Annotated in this window: 16 protein-coding genes; 5 read left to right on the top strand and 11 right to left on the bottom strand. The window is 57.0% G+C overall.

Going from position 1 to position 17,555, the window contains the following annotated elements; genetic code table 11:
• The first annotated feature begins 2 nt into the window (after nt 1-2).
• Nucleotides 3-1,154, top strand: a complete 1,152-nt coding sequence (locus ACR0AY_RS11445; protein WP_480454173.1) for a DcaP family trimeric outer membrane transporter — start codon at nt 3-5, stop codon at nt 1,152-1,154.
• Between the two features lie 86 nt (nt 1,155-1,240).
• On the opposite strand, the gene ACR0AY_RS11440 is transcribed toward ACR0AY_RS11445, so the two are convergent.
• From ACR0AY_RS11440 to ACR0AY_RS11430, 3 genes are all read right to left on the bottom strand, one after another.
• Complete coding sequence (locus ACR0AY_RS11440) at nt 1,241-1,594, bottom strand: hypothetical protein (protein WP_170392151.1); 354 nt, start codon at nt 1,592-1,594, stop codon at nt 1,241-1,243.
• 136 nt (nt 1,595-1,730) lie between these two features.
• Nucleotides 1,731-2,210 carry a DUF6497 family protein gene (locus ACR0AY_RS11435; RefSeq protein ID WP_480454171.1) on the bottom strand — a complete coding sequence of 160 codons (480 nt, stop codon included), beginning with the start codon at nt 2,208-2,210 and terminating at the stop codon, nt 1,731-1,733.
• A 28-nt stretch (nt 2,211-2,238) separates the two neighbouring features.
• Nucleotides 2,239-3,771: an acyl-CoA carboxylase subunit beta gene (locus ACR0AY_RS11430; protein ID WP_170512335.1), complete on the bottom strand. Its 1,533-nt coding sequence runs from the start codon at nt 3,769-3,771 to the stop codon at nt 2,239-2,241.
• A 181-nt stretch (nt 3,772-3,952) separates the two neighbouring features.
• On the opposite strand from ACR0AY_RS11430, the gene ACR0AY_RS11425 reads away from it, so the two are divergent.
• Both ACR0AY_RS11425 and ACR0AY_RS11420 read left to right on the top strand, forming a co-directional pair.
• Entirely contained in the window at nt 3,953-5,158 is a 1,206-nt protein-coding gene (locus tag ACR0AY_RS11425) for a multidrug effflux MFS transporter (protein ID WP_170512337.1), read from the top strand.
• 64 nt (nt 5,159-5,222) lie between these two features.
• On the top strand, nt 5,223-6,623 hold the full coding sequence (locus tag ACR0AY_RS11420) for a helix-turn-helix transcriptional regulator (protein WP_170512339.1): 1,401 nt from the start codon (nt 5,223-5,225) through the stop codon (nt 6,621-6,623).
• Nucleotides 6,624-6,679: 56 nt separating this feature from the next.
• Here ACR0AY_RS11420 and ACR0AY_RS11415 read toward each other — a convergent pair whose 3' ends face one another.
• From ACR0AY_RS11415 to ACR0AY_RS11390, 6 genes are all read right to left on the bottom strand, one after another.
• The gene (locus ACR0AY_RS11415) at nt 6,680-6,919 is read right to left on the bottom strand and encodes an HP1242/YdcH family protein (RefSeq protein WP_170392158.1); all 240 of its coding nucleotides are present in this window, start codon (nt 6,917-6,919) and stop codon (nt 6,680-6,682) included.
• Nucleotides 6,920-7,052: 133 nt separating this feature from the next.
• A complete protein-coding gene (gene betA, locus ACR0AY_RS11410) occupies nt 7,053-8,711 on the bottom strand; it encodes a choline dehydrogenase (RefSeq protein ID WP_170392160.1) in 1,659 nt (552 codons plus the stop codon).
• A gap of 88 nt (nt 8,712-8,799) precedes the next feature.
• The gene (gene betC, locus ACR0AY_RS11405; protein WP_170512341.1) at nt 8,800-10,308 is read right to left on the bottom strand and encodes a choline-sulfatase; all 1,509 of its coding nucleotides are present in this window, start codon (nt 10,306-10,308) and stop codon (nt 8,800-8,802) included.
• On the bottom strand, nt 10,305-10,877 hold the full coding sequence (gene betI / locus ACR0AY_RS11400) for a choline-binding transcriptional repressor BetI (RefSeq protein WP_170392164.1): 573 nt from the start codon (nt 10,875-10,877) through the stop codon (nt 10,305-10,307). Before betI ends, betC begins: the two co-directional genes overlap by 4 nt.
• A 57-nt stretch (nt 10,878-10,934) precedes the next feature.
• Complete coding sequence (locus ACR0AY_RS11395; protein WP_170512343.1) at nt 10,935-11,867, bottom strand: DMT family transporter; 933 nt, start codon at nt 11,865-11,867, stop codon at nt 10,935-10,937.
• A gap of 40 nt (nt 11,868-11,907) precedes the next feature.
• Nucleotides 11,908-12,507, bottom strand: coding sequence for a LysE/ArgO family amino acid transporter (locus tag ACR0AY_RS11390; protein WP_170512345.1), 600 nt, complete (start codon nt 12,505-12,507; stop codon nt 11,908-11,910).
• A gap of 84 nt (nt 12,508-12,591) precedes the next feature.
• On the opposite strand from ACR0AY_RS11390, the gene ACR0AY_RS11385 reads away from it, so the two are divergent.
• On the top strand, nt 12,592-13,485 hold the full coding sequence (locus tag ACR0AY_RS11385) for an ArgP/LysG family DNA-binding transcriptional regulator (protein ID WP_170512347.1): 894 nt from the start codon (nt 12,592-12,594) through the stop codon (nt 13,483-13,485).
• Here ACR0AY_RS11385 and ACR0AY_RS11380 read toward each other — a convergent pair.
• Nucleotides 13,482-14,756 (bottom strand): permease, encoded by a 1,275-nt coding sequence (locus ACR0AY_RS11380; RefSeq protein WP_170512349.1) that lies wholly within the window; start codon nt 14,754-14,756, stop codon nt 13,482-13,484. The genes ACR0AY_RS11385 and ACR0AY_RS11380 overlap by 4 nt on opposite strands.
• Nucleotides 14,757-14,928: 172 nt before the next feature.
• Nucleotides 14,929-15,669, bottom strand: a complete 741-nt coding sequence (locus ACR0AY_RS11375) for a YebC/PmpR family DNA-binding transcriptional regulator (protein ID WP_170392173.1) — start codon at nt 15,667-15,669, stop codon at nt 14,929-14,931.
• A gap of 110 nt (nt 15,670-15,779) precedes the next feature.
• Between ACR0AY_RS11375 and ACR0AY_RS11370 the strand changes: the two genes are divergently transcribed.
• Entirely contained in the window at nt 15,780-17,552 is a 1,773-nt protein-coding gene (locus ACR0AY_RS11370; RefSeq protein WP_170512351.1) for an SLC13 family permease, read from the top strand.
• The last annotated feature ends 3 nt before the right edge of the window (nt 17,553-17,555 follow it).

Genomic DNA, 17,555 nt, shown 5'->3' with positions numbered 1-17,555 from the left:
ATATGATAACAAAGGGTAAAAATGCTAGCCTGCTTGCTGCCAGCGCGCTTTCCGTGACCGGTATGCAAGCCTTGGCGCAAGATGCACAAACTCAGGCTGAACTGGATGCACTGCGCGCCCGGGTCGAAGCGCTGGAATCCTCCAATCCCGGGTCTGGCACTGGGGATCTGCAGATCGGCAACACCACTCTGGACGTCTACGGTTATGTCAAAGCCGACTTCTTCTATGACTTCGAATACGATCAGGGCGACACCGCATTCGTAAACGTGATTGGCGAACCCTCGGCCGAGACAGATGGTACGTTTGGCGCCACAGTCCGTCAGTCTCGTATCGGGCTGCGCACCAGCACGCCTTCGGGAATCGGAGACATTCAGGGCCAGATCGAAGTCGATGCCTTCGGCTCGGACGGAACCGCCGAATTCCGAATTCGTCACGCCAATATCTGGATTGGAGAACAATGGCTGATCGGACAATACTGGACCAATTTCCAACCTCTGGACACCTACCCCACCTCGGTGGAATTTAACGGGCCGGTCGGGATCGCTTTCGCGCGCGTACCGCAGGTGCGCTACGCCAATAATATCGGATCGAATACCACCTTCGCCGTTTCCGTTGAAGAAAACGTCGGCGGCTCGGATTCGGATGATCCTGTGCTGACTGGTTCGGTCGAATACAACGATGGCAAATACATCGCTCGTGCCTCGGCGCTCTACGGCAAGGCGCAATCCGGCGACGTCGAGGTCGATCAGACCGGTTTCTCTTTGTCGGGCTCGATCCGACCGTGGGAAGGTGGGTTGTTTCAGGTCAACTATGTCAACGGCGAGGCACTTGGCCCCTACCTGATCGGCTTGGGTGACGCAGTCGTCGGGGGTCAGGCCAACGATGTTGATGGCTACACCATCGAATTCCGTCAGGACCTGAGTTCCAAATGGAACGTCGGCATCGCCTATGGCAAGGAAGACTACGACCTGCCTACATCGACCGGTACTTTGTCGTTCACCGAGCTTGAGACGATTCACGTCAATGCCTTTTACAAGGCGACAGACAACCTGACGCTCAGCGCCGAATACATCTATGGCGAGCGGAACGACACAATTTCCGGCGACACATTCGACGGCAATCGTGTCCAGTTGGCCGCGCAACTCAACTTCTGATGAAAACAGCCTACCCTGCCCGTTAGCGGGCAGGGTTCCACTGTCACTGATCATCTGAGTGTTATGTGCGGCAGCCCCGGTCACAATCAGCGCACTCCGTCGAACACGTCAGGGAAAGATTGGCGCGCGGCGTCCAGATTGATCACCAGCAGAGCATCATAGCTTGCAGGATCAAACGGGTCTTCGGCGGCGACAACCTCACGCCCGAACAGCCAACTTAGACGGCCCGCGTCCAGATTGCCCCGCTCAAAGGGCTGATCACCAAAGTGCGCCCATAACGCCTCGATAAACGCGACATCTGCGCGCTTGTCGGCGGGTTTGCGATCGCGAAAGCGTTCTCGCTGGGTCAGCGGCGTAACGCCCTTGGGATTGGCCCGCCGAATGGTGAACTGGAAGTCTGTTCCGGGCAAACGTCCGGGGAAACCGCGATGTTTCAGCATTGCGAAACCTCAACGGACAAGTTCCAGATATGGCAGGCCATCGGACATGCCTGCGGGATTGAAGTGATCATGCGAACCTCCAGAGCTGCATCACTGTATCGGGACACTCTGAGACCGTGACATTGTTGGTTCATGGTCAGAGCCCCTCCCAGATACACCGGGATTGATCCAGCCGGTAGGCTTCGAAGAACTGCGTTGCGTCAGGTTCGGAGGTGCCGAACGCTACCGGTCTGTCCGAAAACGAAATCACAATCCGGGCAGGCTGCAATTCGTGCTGGGCCACATAAGGCACCGCCAGTGTTTCACACAAATGCTCCATGTCGACTACGGCGACATCATATGTGATACGACCTGCAGTCGATCCGATCTTGGGTGCAATGAACCGAAACCGCACCCAAAGCTCACCCGGATTGGTGTCCAGAAGCACATCGCTAAGCTCGACCGGTTGACCCGATGGCACGGGCAGCAGGTTTGAGGCCAGCGCCGAACCTACTCCGACCAGCAACGTAAAAACCCCGGCGCATCCCCGGATCCGCCAGCGGCGGTTTCCTTCCTCCGGGGGAGCGTGCAGAGCTGTTGCAACCTGCGCGGTCTTATGTCCGGTCAATCGGGGCATTTACGGCTCGGGCCTCCTCGGCGGGCATTTACAGCGGGATATTGTCGTGCTTTTTCCAAGGGTTCTTCAGTTGCTTGCCGCGCAGGCTCGCAAATGCACGTGATACACGGCGGCGGGTCGATTGTGGCATGATCACCTCGTCGATAAAGCCGCGCTCGGCCGCGACGAAGGGATTTGCGAACCGGTCCTCATAGTCCTGAGTGTGTTTCGCAATCTTATCGGAATCGCCGAGATCGGCGCGGTGGATGATTTCGGTCGCGCCCTTTGCACCCATCACCGCGATCTCAGCCGTGGGCCACGCATAGTTGAAATCGCCGCGCAGGTGTTTGGAGGCCATAACATCATACGCGCCACCGTAGGCCTTACGCGTAATTACGGTGACCTTTGGCACGGTCGCTTCGCCATAAGCAAATAGCAGTTTAGCGCCGTGCTTGATCACGCCGCCATACTCCTGCGAAGTGCCCGGCAGAAAGCCCGGAACATCAACAAGCGTCAGGATCGGGATTTCAAAGCAATCACAGAACCGCACGAACCGGGCCGCTTTTCGGGAACTATCGATGTCCAAACATCCTGCCAATACCATGGGTTGGTTGGCCACGACGCCCACGGTCTGCCCTTCAAGCCGGATAAAACCGGTGATGATGTTCTTAGCGTAGTCTTCCTGAATCTCGTAAAAATCACCCTCATCCGCCACTTTGGTGATCAGTTCCTTCATGTCGTACGGCGTGTTCGGATTGTCCGGGATCAGCGTATCCAGCGATGTCTCGACCCGGTCAGGGCTGTCAAAAAACGGGCGAACTGGCGGTTTCTCGCGATTGTTGAGCGGAAGGAAGTCGACAAGACGGCGCACCTCGGCCAGCGCCTCCACATCGTTTTCAAACGCGCCATCAGCGACCGACGACTTTTTGGTGTGGGTTGAAGCCCCGCCCAGTTCCTCCGCCGTCACGACCTCATTGGTGACGGTCTTCACAACGTCTGGGCCGGTCACGAACATGTACGAGGTGTCTTTGACCATGAAGATGAAGTCGGTCATTGCAGGACTGTAAACCGCACCACCTGCACACGGCCCCATTATCACGCTAATCTGTGGCACGACGCCTGAGGCCATGATGTTACGCTGGAACACCTCAGCATATCCGGCCAATGAAGCGACGCCTTCCTGAATCCGCGCCCCGCCCGAGTCGTTGATCCCGATCACCGGCGCTCCGTTTTGAACTGCCATATCCATGATCTTGCAAATCTTCTGCGCATGGGTTTCTGACAGCGAGCCACCGAATACGGTGAAGTCCTGGCTGAAGACGTAGACCATTCGACCATTGATTGTACCCCAGCCTGTGACCACCCCGTCACCAGCAGGCTTTTGTTTCTCCATTCCGAAATCAGTGCAGCGATGGCTGACAAACATGTCAAACTCTTCAAAGCTGCCTTCGTCTACCAGCAACTCGATCCGTTCGCGTGCCGTCAGCTTTCCGCGGGCGTGTTGCGAGTCGATGCGTTTTTGCCCACCACCCAATCGCGCGTTGTTGCGACGGCCTTCGAGCTCGGAAAGGATGTCTTTCATGTCGGTAGTCTCCCAAGAGAATTTGCGCGACCATAACGATTTGGGAGCAGTGGCCAAAGTAGTTTTCGGCAAATTTGCAAATATTTGGCAACACTATTTGAGATAACTGCAAATTTGTTAATTAACACAACAAGCCAAACTGCCGATGGCGTTTCGCGCGATCAGGGTCTAAAGGTAAACCATGCAGTTCAGTTCACCCTCTGTCAGCCGCACGCCCCCCACGCTTGCAACACTCGTTTTGTTGTCAGGATTGTCGGCGCTGAGCATGAATCTGTATCTGCCCAGCCTTCCCTTTATGGCGACGTATTTTCAGACTGATTACAAGGTGATGCAGCTTTCGATCGCGCTTTATCTTCTGGTCAACGCGGCACTGCAAATCTTAATAGGACCCATTGCCGATAAGGCCGGACGTCGGCCTGTACTGCTGTGGGGACTCGCCCTTTTTCTGCTTGCAACGCTGGGGTGTATATACGCCCCAAATGTCGAGACCTTTCTCGCTTTCAGAATGTTTCAGGCCGTCATTGTCGTTGGTATTGTCTTAAGTCGTGCGGCTGTGCGGGACATGTACGAACAGGACCAGGCTGCTTCGATGCTCGGATATGTCACCATGGGGATGGCAGTCGTCCCGATGATCGGCCCTGCTGTCGGCGGGCTTCTCGAAGAAACTTTTGGCTGGAAAGCCAATTTCTGGCTACCCTTTGCCCTTGCGGCGCTAGCGCTGGTGCTGACCTACCAAGATTTTGGCGAAACCGCAGCCGCAAGCGGCAAAACACTGATGCAGCAATTTCGCGAATATCCTGAATTGCTGAGATCGCCCCGCTTCTGGGGCTATTCCCTGTCCTCGGCGTTCTCTTCAGGTGCGTTCTTTGCCTATCTCGGGGGCGCACCCTTTATCGGGACCGAAGTGTTCGGCATGACAGCCGCCGAGGTCGGCATCTACTTTGGTGCGCCTGCGATTGGCTATTTCTTCGGCAACTTCATCAGCGGTCGATTCTCGGTTCGCTTCGGCGTCAACCGAATGGTGCGCTGGGGATGCTGGCTGAATGCAATTGGCGTGGCCCTATCAGCTTTGTTGTTCCTAGTGGATTTGGGAACGGCTCTCAGCTTCTTCGGCCTGATGACCTTCGTCGGGTTGGGTAACGGCATGGCGATCCCAAATGCAACCGCCGGATCGCTTTCGGTCCGCCCGCATCTGGCGGCTACTGCCTCTGGTTTGAGCGGTGCGATCATGTTGGGTGGCGGCGCGGCACTCAGCGCATTGGCAGGCGCATTGCTGACGCATGAGACAGGCGCGATGCCTCTGCTTTGGCTGATGCTGGCAACCGCCGCCCTGGCAATCTGCGCGATCAGCGTTGTTATCTGGCGCGAACGGCAATTGGGTCTGTAGACGGCTTGCGCGACAGGGTTTGCAAAGTTATCCTGCAGATTCAGTAAAGCTGCAAAGAACCGCCATGGCCACTCAGAAACTATACGCTGGCGCCAAGCTGCGCGAAATGCGCACACGCCTGACCCTCACGCAGAAGGATTTCGCCGCAAAACTGGGCGTTTCACTGCCCTATTTGAACCAGATGGAGAATAACAACCGGCCGATCTCGACGACCGTTGTTCTGGCACTGGCGCAAGAGTTTGGTATGGATGTGACCGAACTCAGCACAGGGGATAGCGAACGATTGGTTTCGGATATGCGCGAAGCACTGGCCGATCCGGTGTTTGCCGAAACGATACCCCCTCTGGCTGATCTCAGGCTCACCGCTTCAAATGCGCCCGCGCTTGCACGCGCGTTCATCGAGTTACACCGCGCCTATCGCCAGACCCATGAACGCCTCGCCTCGCTCGACGAGGCATTGGGCCGCGAGGATGCCCGTATTCAGGCCAGCCCATGGGAAGAGGTGCGCGATTTCTTTCACTACTGCGACAATTATATTGACGCCGTTGACCGCGCCGCCGAACGCTTCGCCAGCCGTGCCGATGAAACCAGCGATATTCGACAAGTCGCCCTGAACAGCCTGTCAGAACGCGGCATTCACGTCACTTTTGCCGACACAGAAACCTTACGCAGCTACAATGCTGGTGACAAAACCCTGCGCCTTTCCTCGCGCGCCGCACCACAAACGCAGGTCTTCCAACTATTGCTGCAGGTGGCGTTGATCAGTCAGGATAAGCTGCTTGAAGCAACGCTAGATTTCGCCCGTTTCCAAAGCGATGAGGCCCGCGCCATCGCCAAAATTGGCCTCGCCAACTATTTTGCCGGGGCTTCGCTGATGCCTTACGGCGCTTTCCTGTCCGCAGCGCAAGACTATCGGCATGATTTGGAGCTGCTCAGCAACCGGTTCGGGGCGTCGATTGAACAGGTGGCGCACCGCCTATCTACGCTACAACGCCCCGGCGCAAAGGGGATTCCGTTCTTTTTTGTCCGTGTCGATCAGGCCGGAACGATCACCAAACGCCATTCAGCTACGCGCTTGCAATTTGCCCGCTTCGGCGGCGCCTGCCCACTCTGGAATGTCCACCGGGCGTTCGAGACCCCGGGTCATTTCCTGCAACAGCTAGCCGAGACACCGGATGGCGTCCGCTATATCTCATTGGCTCGTGATGTTTCAAAATCCGGAGGCTCGTTCGGTGCTCCTGTCCGCCGCTATGCCATCGCCTTGGGATGTGAGGTTCGTCATGCCGAAGCATTGGTCTACGCCGATAATCTCGACATAAACAACGCGAGCGCTTACGAGCCCATCGGCATATCCTGTCGCATATGCGAGCGCCAAACCTGCCACCAAAGATCAGTCCCACCGTTAGAGCGCCGCCTGACCATCGACGCCCATAGCCGCGGCACCCTGCCTTATGAGGTCACCTGATCTTCGCCTGGCCATATATATCCTGCGAGTCCGGGGGCAGAGCCCCCGCCTAATCCTTAGCTTTTTGACAAGATCGCCCAGATCTCGTCCTTGAGCGCCGCGCGTTTCTTGCGCAAATCAACCTCGGCCAATTCCTCCATCGGCTCAACATTGGTTTCAGCCCGATGCACGGTGCGGTTGACCTCATGATACTCATCCGCAAGTCGGGCAAAATGCGCATCCGTTTGCTTGAGCTGGCTCATCACTTCGAGCTTGTCGGGGAACTCTTCAGCCAGTTCATGCGGGGTATGAGACATCCAGTTGGCTCCTTGTTTCAGCGTTACATCCCAAGGCTAAACATGACTGTCGCACTCCGCTTTGACGCCGATCAAATTCTGAGCGCAATCAACCAGCTTTCAGGATAAATGCACGCCGTGGGTTTTGGATGTGTCAGCGCTGTGCCGTTGCCCATCTCGGACTTATCCAGGGCTGGTCGTTCGCTTTGGGCAGAGGGTCTTTCTGCAGCAAATGGTCCGACATCTTTTCACCCACCATGATCGACGGCGCGTTCAGATTGCCATTGGTGATTTGCGGGAAAATCGAGCTATCGGCGACGCGCAATCCATCCACCCCAATCACACGCCCTTGCGGGTCGACAACGGCATCCTTGTCATCCGCGCGGCCCATGCGGCAAGTCCCGCAAGGGTGATAGGCGCTTTCGGCATGCTCGGCGATAAAGGCATCTAGCTCATCGTCCGACTGAACCTCCGCCCCCGGTTGGATCTCTTTACCGGCAAAGGGTTTGAACGCCTGCTGTCCAAAGATCTCTCGGGTCAAGCGAATGCAGGTTCTGAAGTCTTCCCAATCCGAATCATGGCTCATGTAGTTGAACCGGATCACCGGCGCGTCTTCGGCTTTGGCGGATCGCAGAGTCACAGCGCCGCGCGAGGGCGACCGCATTGGCCCCACATGCGCCTGGAATCCGTGCCCTTCGGCTGCCGCCTGCCCGTCATAGCGAACCGCCATCGGCAGAAAATGATATTGTATGTCAGGATATTCCACACCCGGTTTCGAACGCACAAAGGCGGCGCTTTCAAACTGGTTCGATGCGCCAAGGCCGGTTTTGGTAAACAACCATTGCGCCCCGATCATCCCCTTACTGATCAGGTTCCAATGCTTGTATAGCGTGATCGGTTGTATCGAGGCCTGTTGGATATAAAGTTCTAGGTGATCCTGCAGATTGGCGCCGACGCCAGGGCGGTCGGCGACCACTTTGATACCGTGCTCAGCCAGGTGCGCCGCGGGTCCAACCCCCGAAAGCATCAGCAACTTAGGCGAATTGATAGACGAAGCCGCCAATACAACCTCGCGCCGCGCTGTGATCACTTCCCGTTTGCCACCCCGTATCAATTCGACCCCGGATGCGCGCCCAGAATCAATAATCACGCGCGCCGCAAGACCCCGGATGATTTCGCAGTTTTGCCGCTTGAGCGCTGGCCTAAGGTACGCATTCGCCGCCGACCAGCGCCGTCCTTTCCAGACGGTCTGCTCCATCGGCCCAAAACCTTCTTGTTTCTCACCGTTATAGTCGCCAGTGACCTCATATCCAGCCTGCTGACCTGCATCGACGAACGCCTTAAACAGCGGATTTTCACGAGGCCCTCGCGACACGTGCAGAGGTCCATCCGTGCCTCTCCAGGTGTGATCACCGCCATGGCCACCATCATGCCAGGTTTCCATGCGTTTGTAGTACGGCAGCACATCTGCGTAAGACCATCCATCTGCGCCCATCTCGGCCCAGGTGTCAAAATCTCGCGCGTGACCGCGCACATAGACCATGCCATTGATCGAAGAAGACCCTCCGATCACCTTGCCCCGAGGGCAAGCAAGTTGACGATTGTTCAGATGTGGTTCGGGTTCGGATTTGTAGCCCCAGTCATATCGCGACATATTCATCGGATAGCTTAGGGCGGCAGGCATTTGGATGAAGGGTCCGGCGTCTGTGCCGCCATGCTCGATCACCAGAACCGAGGCTCCGGCCTCACTCAGACGGTAAGCCATCGCGCAACCAGCAGAACCGGCGCCAACAATGACAAAATCTGCTTCCATATTCGTGTCTCCGTTCACCTTCGGGGCAAGATTTTTCGACGAAAAATCTCCGCATTTCCGACGGGTGCAATTTCAAAAATGTAAAGGATTACTCGCCACGTGGATAACGCTGGCTATCCTCGACATCGTTCAGGTCCATATGATTGCGCATGTACCGTTCAGACGCTTTCTGAAGAGGCTGATAGTCCCAAGGATAATAGCCACCCTGCCGTAATGCCTCATAAACCACCCAGCGCCGGGCTTGGCTGGCCCTCACATCGGCATCAAAGCGATCCAAATCCCATCGCGCCTCGGATTTAGCACGCAGTGTTTGCAAGGTGCCTGCATGTTCGGGCAGACCAGCGAGATTTTCCATCTCATGCGGATCAGCCTCGAGATCGAACAGTTGATCGGGGTCCAATGTACAGCGATTGTATTTCCACTTGCCATAACGCAAAGAGACTAAAGGAGCGTATGAGGCCTCGGCGGCATATTCCATTGCAACCGGCGCGGTTCGGTCTGTGCCCTTTGCCAACGGAACAAGGTCCTCACCATCCGTCCAAGGTGAGATTTCAGCCATATCGACGCCCGCCAGCGTACCAAGCGTCGGTGTCACATCGATCGTCGAAACTGGTGTATCGATGCGACCAACTGGAAGATCGGGGGCCGAAATCATGAGCGGCACGCGGGAAGAGCCTTCGAAGAAAGTCATCTTGAACCACAACCCGCGCTCACCCAGCATGTCGCCGTGGTCGGACACGAACAGTATGATCGCCTCCTGACGCGTCGTTTCCAGAACCTCCAGTATCTCACCGATCTTGTCATCCAGATATGAGATATTGGCGAAATAGGCGCGACGGGATTTGCGAATATCCTCGGTCGTTATGTCGAAGCTGCGCCAGTCATTGGCATCGAAAATACGTTTGGAATGCGGGTCCTGATTGTCATATCCCAGATCCGCGATCTGTGGCTCAAGATGCTCACAATCTTCATACAGATCCCAGTACTTGCGTCGCGCCACGTAAGGATCGTGTGGGTGCGTGAAGCTGACGGTCACACACCAGGGGCGATCATCCTTGCCGCGTGCAAGGTCATATAGCTTGGCCTTGGCGTTATAAGCGACCTCGTCATCATATTCCATCTGGTTGGAAATCTCGGCAATGCCTGCCCCAGTGACCGAGCCCATATTGTGATACCACCAGTCGATGCGCTCACCGGGTTTACGATAATCCGGCGTCCAACCGAAATCTGCCGGGTAGATATCAGTGGTCAGACGATCTTCGAACCCGTGCAACTGGTCTGGGCCGACAAAGTGCATCTTGCCGGACAAACAGGTGTAATATCCTGCACGACGAAGGTGGTGGGCATAGGTCGGGATATCGCTGCTGAACTCGGCGGCGTTGTCATAGACGCCAGTACGCGATGGCAGTTGACCCGACATAAAGCTCGCACGTCCCGGAGCACAGAGCGGCGAGGCAGTGTAGGCATTTGCGAAACGCGTTGATCTTGCCGCCAGCTCCTTCAGGTTCGGCGCATGCAACCATTCTGCAGGACCGTCGGGGAAGAGGGTCCCGTTGAGCTGATCCACCATCAGGATCAGAATATTCGGCTTTGTCATTTTTCGGCCTCTAGGAAAACTCTCAGTACCCGCAGCGCATGGGTGACTGCCCGCTGCGGCTCTTGTGGGGAATTCAGTGCAGAGTGGATGTACAAACCATCGATCAGCGCAATCATACCTTCGGCAGCCTCGCTCGGGTCACTCATATGCGGACGCAACGCGTGGATCAGGTTCGAGCGGATGCGCGCCTGATAGATTTGCCAGAGCCTCAGCGCATCATCGTTGGTTTGCGCCAAAACATAAAAAGTCATCCAAGCTGCGATAACATCCGGTGTGAAACATGATGGCGCGAAACAGGCGCGAATGATGGCCTGTGCGCGCTCTTCCGGATCTGCCGTGCTGAGTTGTGCGCGCGCTTCAGATCCAAAATCCGTCAGGATACGCCGCATCGCGGCTAGGAATATCTGTTCTTTGCCCCCAAAGTAATGATGCGCCAATGCACTGGACATCCCTGCGCGTTTGGCGATCTGGCTAACGGTGACATCAAGGGATTTTTGCGCGCCAAGCTCGGCGATCGTCGCCTTGACGATCGCGTCCCGCCGGATCGGCTCCATTCCGAGTTTTGGCATCTTCGCCTCTTCGCCATACCTGAGTGCAAGGAAGGCTAAGCGGTTTTTATTGACTCGTCAATCAATAACGGCTCTTGGTTTCGCATGTTGGGTCTCAGAACCTTGCGGCGGTGTGCCGCCACGGCTCAGCACGGCTTCACGCCAGGTGATGAAGCTGACGGCAGCCAGGATCAGAGTGCCTCCTGCAATTACCCAGATGTCGATGCGTTCATGGAAGGCCAAAGCGCCGAGCAAAGTGGCCCAGATCAGCTGCAGGAACGTCACTGGCTGGGTCACGGCCACCGGGGCAGCCTGCAATGCAAGCGTCATGAAATAGTGCCCCGCAGTCGCAAAGCTGGCGACGATGAAAAGTATACCAAGATCGCGCAGGCTGGGCGGCTCCCAAACCGCGACGGCGAAAGGGATAAGCGCGATGGTGACCCATATCGAAAGATGGGCAACAACGGCCGAGGGACGGATATCACGGACCATGACTTTGGCCAGCAGATAGGAACCACCAAGCGCTAGCGCAGCCCCCAGCATCGCGATGTGACCGGGCAAAATCTCGCGAAAGCCCGGGCGCAGGATGATCACTACTCCAATCACAGCAACCCCAATCGCGGCGATACGACGAAAAGCTAGCTTTTCACCCAAGAACAGTGCCGCACCCACCGTGACGTATATAGGTGTCATGTAATTCATCGCGGTCACCTCGGCGAGGGGGATGCGCGTCATCGCAAAAAACCACAGCATGACGGCGATGGCGTGGACCATTCCGCGTAGTCCAAACAGCGTTAGATTGCGCGGGGTCAATGGAGTTCCGAGGATCGCCCGGATTGCGGGCAAAAGAAACACCAGACCCAGGACATAGCGCAAGAATGCCGCTTGAATGGGGTTCATGCTGGTTCCCAGCACCTTCACCAGCGCATTCATGCCCACAAAGGACAGCCCGGCCGCAAGCATCCAAAACATGCCAACAAGCGGGCGGTGCTGATCATTAGGTGAGGTCATACAAACGGTTGAACACCGAATTCTGATCCGGGACAACCCTTCACATGATAACAAGTTTCAACGCGATCATAAGCATCACGATTCCGATGATAAAATCAAGAATCTGCCATGCGCGCGGGCGTGCAAAAATCGGTGAAAGCACTCTGGCACCGTAGCCGAGCGAAAAGAAGAAAACGAAACTCGAAGTCATCGCCCCTATCGCAAACCCCATGCGGTCTGAATATTGGGCCGATATCGACCCGATCAATACGACCGTATCCAGATATACATGGGGGTTGAGCCAAGTGAAGGCCAGCACAGTTAGCATGGCCGCACGCAGGCTGGTGCGCTGCCCTGTTGCGGTATCCATCACCGCCCCTCCCTGCCAGGCAGACCAAAAACTTCGTAGGGCGTACCAAATCAGAAACACCGCCCCACCATAGCGCATCACCGTTTCAAACCACGGCGCGGCCTGAGCCAGGGTGCCGAACCCTGCAACACCCGCCCCGATCAATATCGCGTCAGACACTGCGCAGGTCAGGCACAGGGCAAAGACGTGCTCGCGCCGCAGGCCCTGGCGCAAAACAAAGGTGTTCTGAGCGCCTATCGCCAATATCAGGCTAAAGCTCAGGGCAAATCCGGCGATCATTGATGGGAACATGCGGCCTCCTGTCGATGGTCGTTGACTACATGGCTGGCGAGGTTCTATCAAATTAATGATGATTACCTGAATTAAGTATCTCTAATGCTACTCGACCCCCATCAGCTAGCCGCATTGGCGGCGATCTTGCGTCATGGCAGCTTTGAAGCCGCGGCAGCAGAGCTGTCCGTTACCCCGTCCGCCATTTCGCAGCGGATCAAGGCGTTGGAGGATCGTGTTGGTGCAGCTCTCATTCATCGCGGAACCCCATGCACCGGGACACCGGCGGGTCTGCGGATCGCCCGTCACGCCGAAGATATCGGCCTGTTGGAGGCGAAGCTGGCGCGAGAGCTGACTCTGGATCAGCGTGAAGGTCCGGTACGGGTGCGCATCGCACTACCGGCTGACAGTCTTGCCACATGGTTTATCGACGCGATGGCGCGCGCCGAAGACATACTGTTCGACCTCGTGATTGACGATCAGGATCATTCGGCTGACTGGATGCGGCGTGGCGACGTAAGTGCGGCGATAACGGTGGGCGGTCAAAACATCACTGGATGCGATGCCATTGCATTGGGCACTTTGCGCTATTTGCCGACCGCGTCCCCGGCCTTCATGCGGCGGTGGTTTTCTGACGGGGTTTCCGCCAAATCTCTGGCACAGGCCCCATGTTTGACCTTCAACCGTAAGGACAATCTGCAGAAATCCTGGATATTTGCCCAGACAGGCAGGCACCTTTCGCCGCCGTCGCACTTTCTGCCATCCTCGAACGGCTTTGTTGACGCGGCAATCGCCGGTCTGGGATGGGGCATGAACCCCGAATGCCTTGCAAGAGGAGCGATCGCAAGTGGGCAGCTCTGCGAGGTGATACCCGATGCGCCGCTGGATATCGAACTGACCTGGCAGATCGGGCGCGTCCTTGCCCCTGCCCTTGCACCCCTGACCCAGGCGGTACTCCACGCGGCGGCCCAGCAACTGATCGCCCCAGTTGGGTCTTAGGCCTGCGACTGAGCCGCCTTTTGCGGTTTCGCGATGCGATAACAACTAAAGGCCGCCCAGATGCTGGCCAGCACGATGAACACGATGGCGGCTGCAACCTCGTGCATATGGGCGACCGCAGCCAGCATTGCAGACAGGGCAACCGCAGCAAGCCTGCAGATGGATTTGATGGCGGCCGCGCCCTGAATACGCTGATCCTTTGGGGCAACGTCTAAAAAATATAGCTGACGCGCACTGGATATCCCCGTTGTCGCCACTGAAACGACAAACAGGGCAATGGCGTGCAAGTGTACCTCGTGATCAATATGGGCATAGTGGAACGCCAATAATACGATCCCAGTCAGCGCGACCATCAAGTTGCCTGCGACCATCACCGCCCGGTGGGACTTCATATTCACCAATTGCCACAAGGGTGCCGAAACCAGATAGCCGGACGCGGATGAGATTATCATCGCCGTCAGACCTTTGGCCGAGCTGTGATGTGCCTCGGCGGCGATAAGTGCGAAGAACGGAACCGACAACGACACGACAACCAAAGGAAGCCGCAGGGCCATATAGCGCCCGAACCATGGCTGTTCGAACATGCCAGCGATGCCTGAGATGATGCTTCGCAGCGATTGATGCCCTGCCGCTTTGGGCTTTCCATCATCGGACTCATCGGGGCCGATTTCGGCCATGCCGAGAATGCACAGCGCCGAAAAGAGGAAAAACACGACCGAGGCGGCAATTACCGCGGAATGGCGCGAGAATGGCGGGTACTCTTTCGTGATCTCGTGTATCAGCAACACCAACCCGATCGCACAAAGACCTCCTGCGCCCAGTTGGAGATAGCGAATGATCATCCTGGATTTCGATTTCAGATGATCGCCCAACAGATCTGACAGCATCAGGGATTGGCTTTCCTCAATCAGCCCGATCATAAAAAAGGCGATGACAAAGGCGATGGCCGTCAACGAGACACTGCCGGTGGCCGCGATCAGAAGGGCCATCAGAAGGCAACCGCCAATGCCGATCTCGGTCAGGGCAATCCCGCGCTTCTTCCGCGCCTGCGCTGCGATGGATCGCGCGAAAAACACGTCCGATATCATGCTACCGACCATGCGAATCGACACTAATGCACCGGCAAGGAACATCGGTAACTCCAGCGAGACGGCAAGGAATGGCAATACGATAGACGGGCTGCCCAAAGTCCACGCCACCTGGGAAAGGATACTTTGGCTAGCCAGAACCGGGACATTTCGTCGGGCCGGATCAGTCGATTTACTCGCCATTTGCGATGCTCTGCATGATGTGCCTACGGTTGCCTTTCAGGTCCTTCAGCCTCAATGATCTGAGTTTAATCGCAAGAGGCTTCAGGACCAAGGCTTGTGTAAGACGCGCAACTGCAACAGAAAAACCCGGCCGCTGGGCCGGGTTTGGTTCATCTGGCGATTGTCCGGTACATCAGAGCTGCGCCATAACCTCGTCGGTCGCTTCGAAGTTCGTGGTCACGCGCTGAACGTCGTCGTCGTCTTCCAAAGCATCCACCAGTTTCATCAGCTTTTGCATGTCTTCCAGACCCAACTCGGTCGTCGTTGTCGGCTTCCAGACCAGCTTGGTGGATTCGGATTCGCCCAGCGCCTCTTCCAGCGCGTTTGACACATCGTTCAGATCCGTATCTGCGCACCAGATGATGTGACCGTCATCCGAGCTTTCGACATCCTCTGCCCCGGCCTCGATCGCGGCTTCGAAAATCGTATCCGCATCGCCTGCGTCTGCCTGATACACAACTTCGCCCTTGCGATCGAACATGAACCCGACCGAGCCGGTTTCACCCAAGTTTCCACCATTCTTCGAAAAGGTCGAACGAACAGTCGAGGCGGTACGGTTGCGATTATCGGTCATCGTTTCAACAATCACGGCCACACCGTTGGGACCATAGCCCTCATACCGGATTTCTTCGTATTCATCGCCCTCGCCTGCTACGGACTTCTTGATCGCACGGTCGATCACGTCCTTGGGCACCGAATTCGATTTGGCCTCTTTCACCGCCAGACGCAGGCGCGGGTTCTTGTCCGGATCGGGGTCGCCCATCTTGGCGGCGACCGTGATCTCTTTCGACAGCTTGGAAAACAGTTTGGACCGCGCGGCGTCCTGACGTCCCTTGCGGTGTTGGATATTGGCCCATTTGGAGTGGCCTGCCATGGTGCGTCCTCGTCATCGTGATTGCGTGTTTGGCGCTCATATAGACGTTTGCGGGGCAAAGGATCAAGAGAGCGGCTTGCCCTGTCTTCGCCCGTGACTATGGTGGCGGTATGACGACAGATCAGATCATTCTTTTTTCCCTTTTCATCGCCGTTTTCGGAATGCTGCTCTGGGGGCGGTTCCGCTATGACCTTGTAGCATTCACCGCCTTGATGATCGCGGTCACGCTGGGTGTGGTGCCCGTTGACAATGCCTTTGCCGGGTTCGGGCACCCGGCCACGATAATCGTGGCGTTGGTGCTGGTGGTTTCTGCCGGTCTGGTGCGCTCAGGTGCAGTGTTCATGATCACGCGCACGCTGGTCGATGCATCGCGCGGATTGGGCGCGCATATCGCACTAATGGGCGGCATCGGGGCGATCCTGTCAGCCTTCATGAACAACGTCGCGGCGCTGGCGCTGCTGATGCCGGTCGATATCCAGACCGCGCGCAAAGCGGGGCGCCCGGTCGGCCTTAGCCTGATGCCGCTCAGCTTTGCGACGATCCTGGGAGGGATGGCCACGCTGATCGGTACGCCGCCAAATATCATCATCGCCTCGATCAGGGCTGAAACGCTGGGCGAACCGTTTCATATGTTCGATTTCGCACCGGTGGGCGGGTTGGCTGCAATTGCGGGGCTGGCGTTCGTCGCGCTGATCGGCTGGCGCCTCATCCCCAATCGCGGCGCGCAGGAAGAAACCTCGGAAGTTTTGGCCGAATACATCGCCGAACTGACGATCCCGCCTGAATCGCCCCATATCGGGAAACGGGTCAGTGAGCTCTACGAGGCTGCCGAGAAATCTGACGTCGCTATCATCGGCCTGATCCGGAACGGAAAGCGACGCTATGGTCGATCAACCCACGCAACCCTGCATGAAGGCGATGCGCTTGTTCTGGAAGCACGCCCCGAAGCGCTGGATGAGTTCCGCGCCGCGCTCAATCTGGATTTCTCGGACGCCCGTCGGCAGGAGGTTTTGACTGCCGAAGGCGAAGGGCTGGAAGTGGTTGAAGTCGTTGTCCCCGAAAGCGCGCGCATCACTGGGCGAACTGCGCAGGCGTTAGGACTGGCCTGGCGACAGAGTACAGTCCTGATGGGCATTTCACGCCAAGGGCGCCGGATATCCAGTCAGGTTCGCAAAACCGAGGTCGAGCCCGGCGACATCTTATTGCTGCTGTGCCCGCGCGACCGAGCACCCGATGTCACCGAGTGGCTCGGCTGCCTGCCCTTGGCCGAGCGCGGCTTGAATGTAACCGCGAATGAGAAAGCCTGGCTTGCCATCGGCCTGTTTGCGGCTGCCGTGTTGGCGGCCAGTATCGGGTTGATCTATCTGCCGATCGCACTGGGGTTCGTGGTCGTAGCCTATGTGCTGACCAAGATCATGCCGATTGCGGATATCTACAACCACATCGAATGGCCAGTGGTTGTATTGCTGGGGTCAATGATCCCATTGGGTAGCGCGCTTGAAACCTCGGGCGGAACCGAGTTGATCGCCAACGCCTTGATTCAGCTGACCAACGGCCTGCCCGCCTGGGCAATCCTGACCGTACTGATGGTCGTGACGATGACCCTGTCCGATGTGTTGAACAACACAGCCACCGCCATTGTCGCGGCCCCTGTTGGCATTCAGATGGCGCGCACGCTTGAGGTGTCGCCAGATCCGTTTCTGATGACGGTGGCCGTTGCGGCGTCTGCCGCGTTTCTGACGCCCATTGGGCACAAGAACAATACGCTGGTGCTTGGTCCCGGAGGATACCGTTTTGGTGATTACTGGCGCATGGGGCTGCCGCTGGAAATCCTGATCATCGCGGTCTCGATCCCCGCGATCCTTGTGTTCTGGCCGCTTTGATGG

The organism is Ruegeria sp. A5, assembly GCF_056543005.1.
Note: the sequence above shows the minus strand (reverse complement) of the source record. Positions and strands in the feature narration are given on the sequence as shown.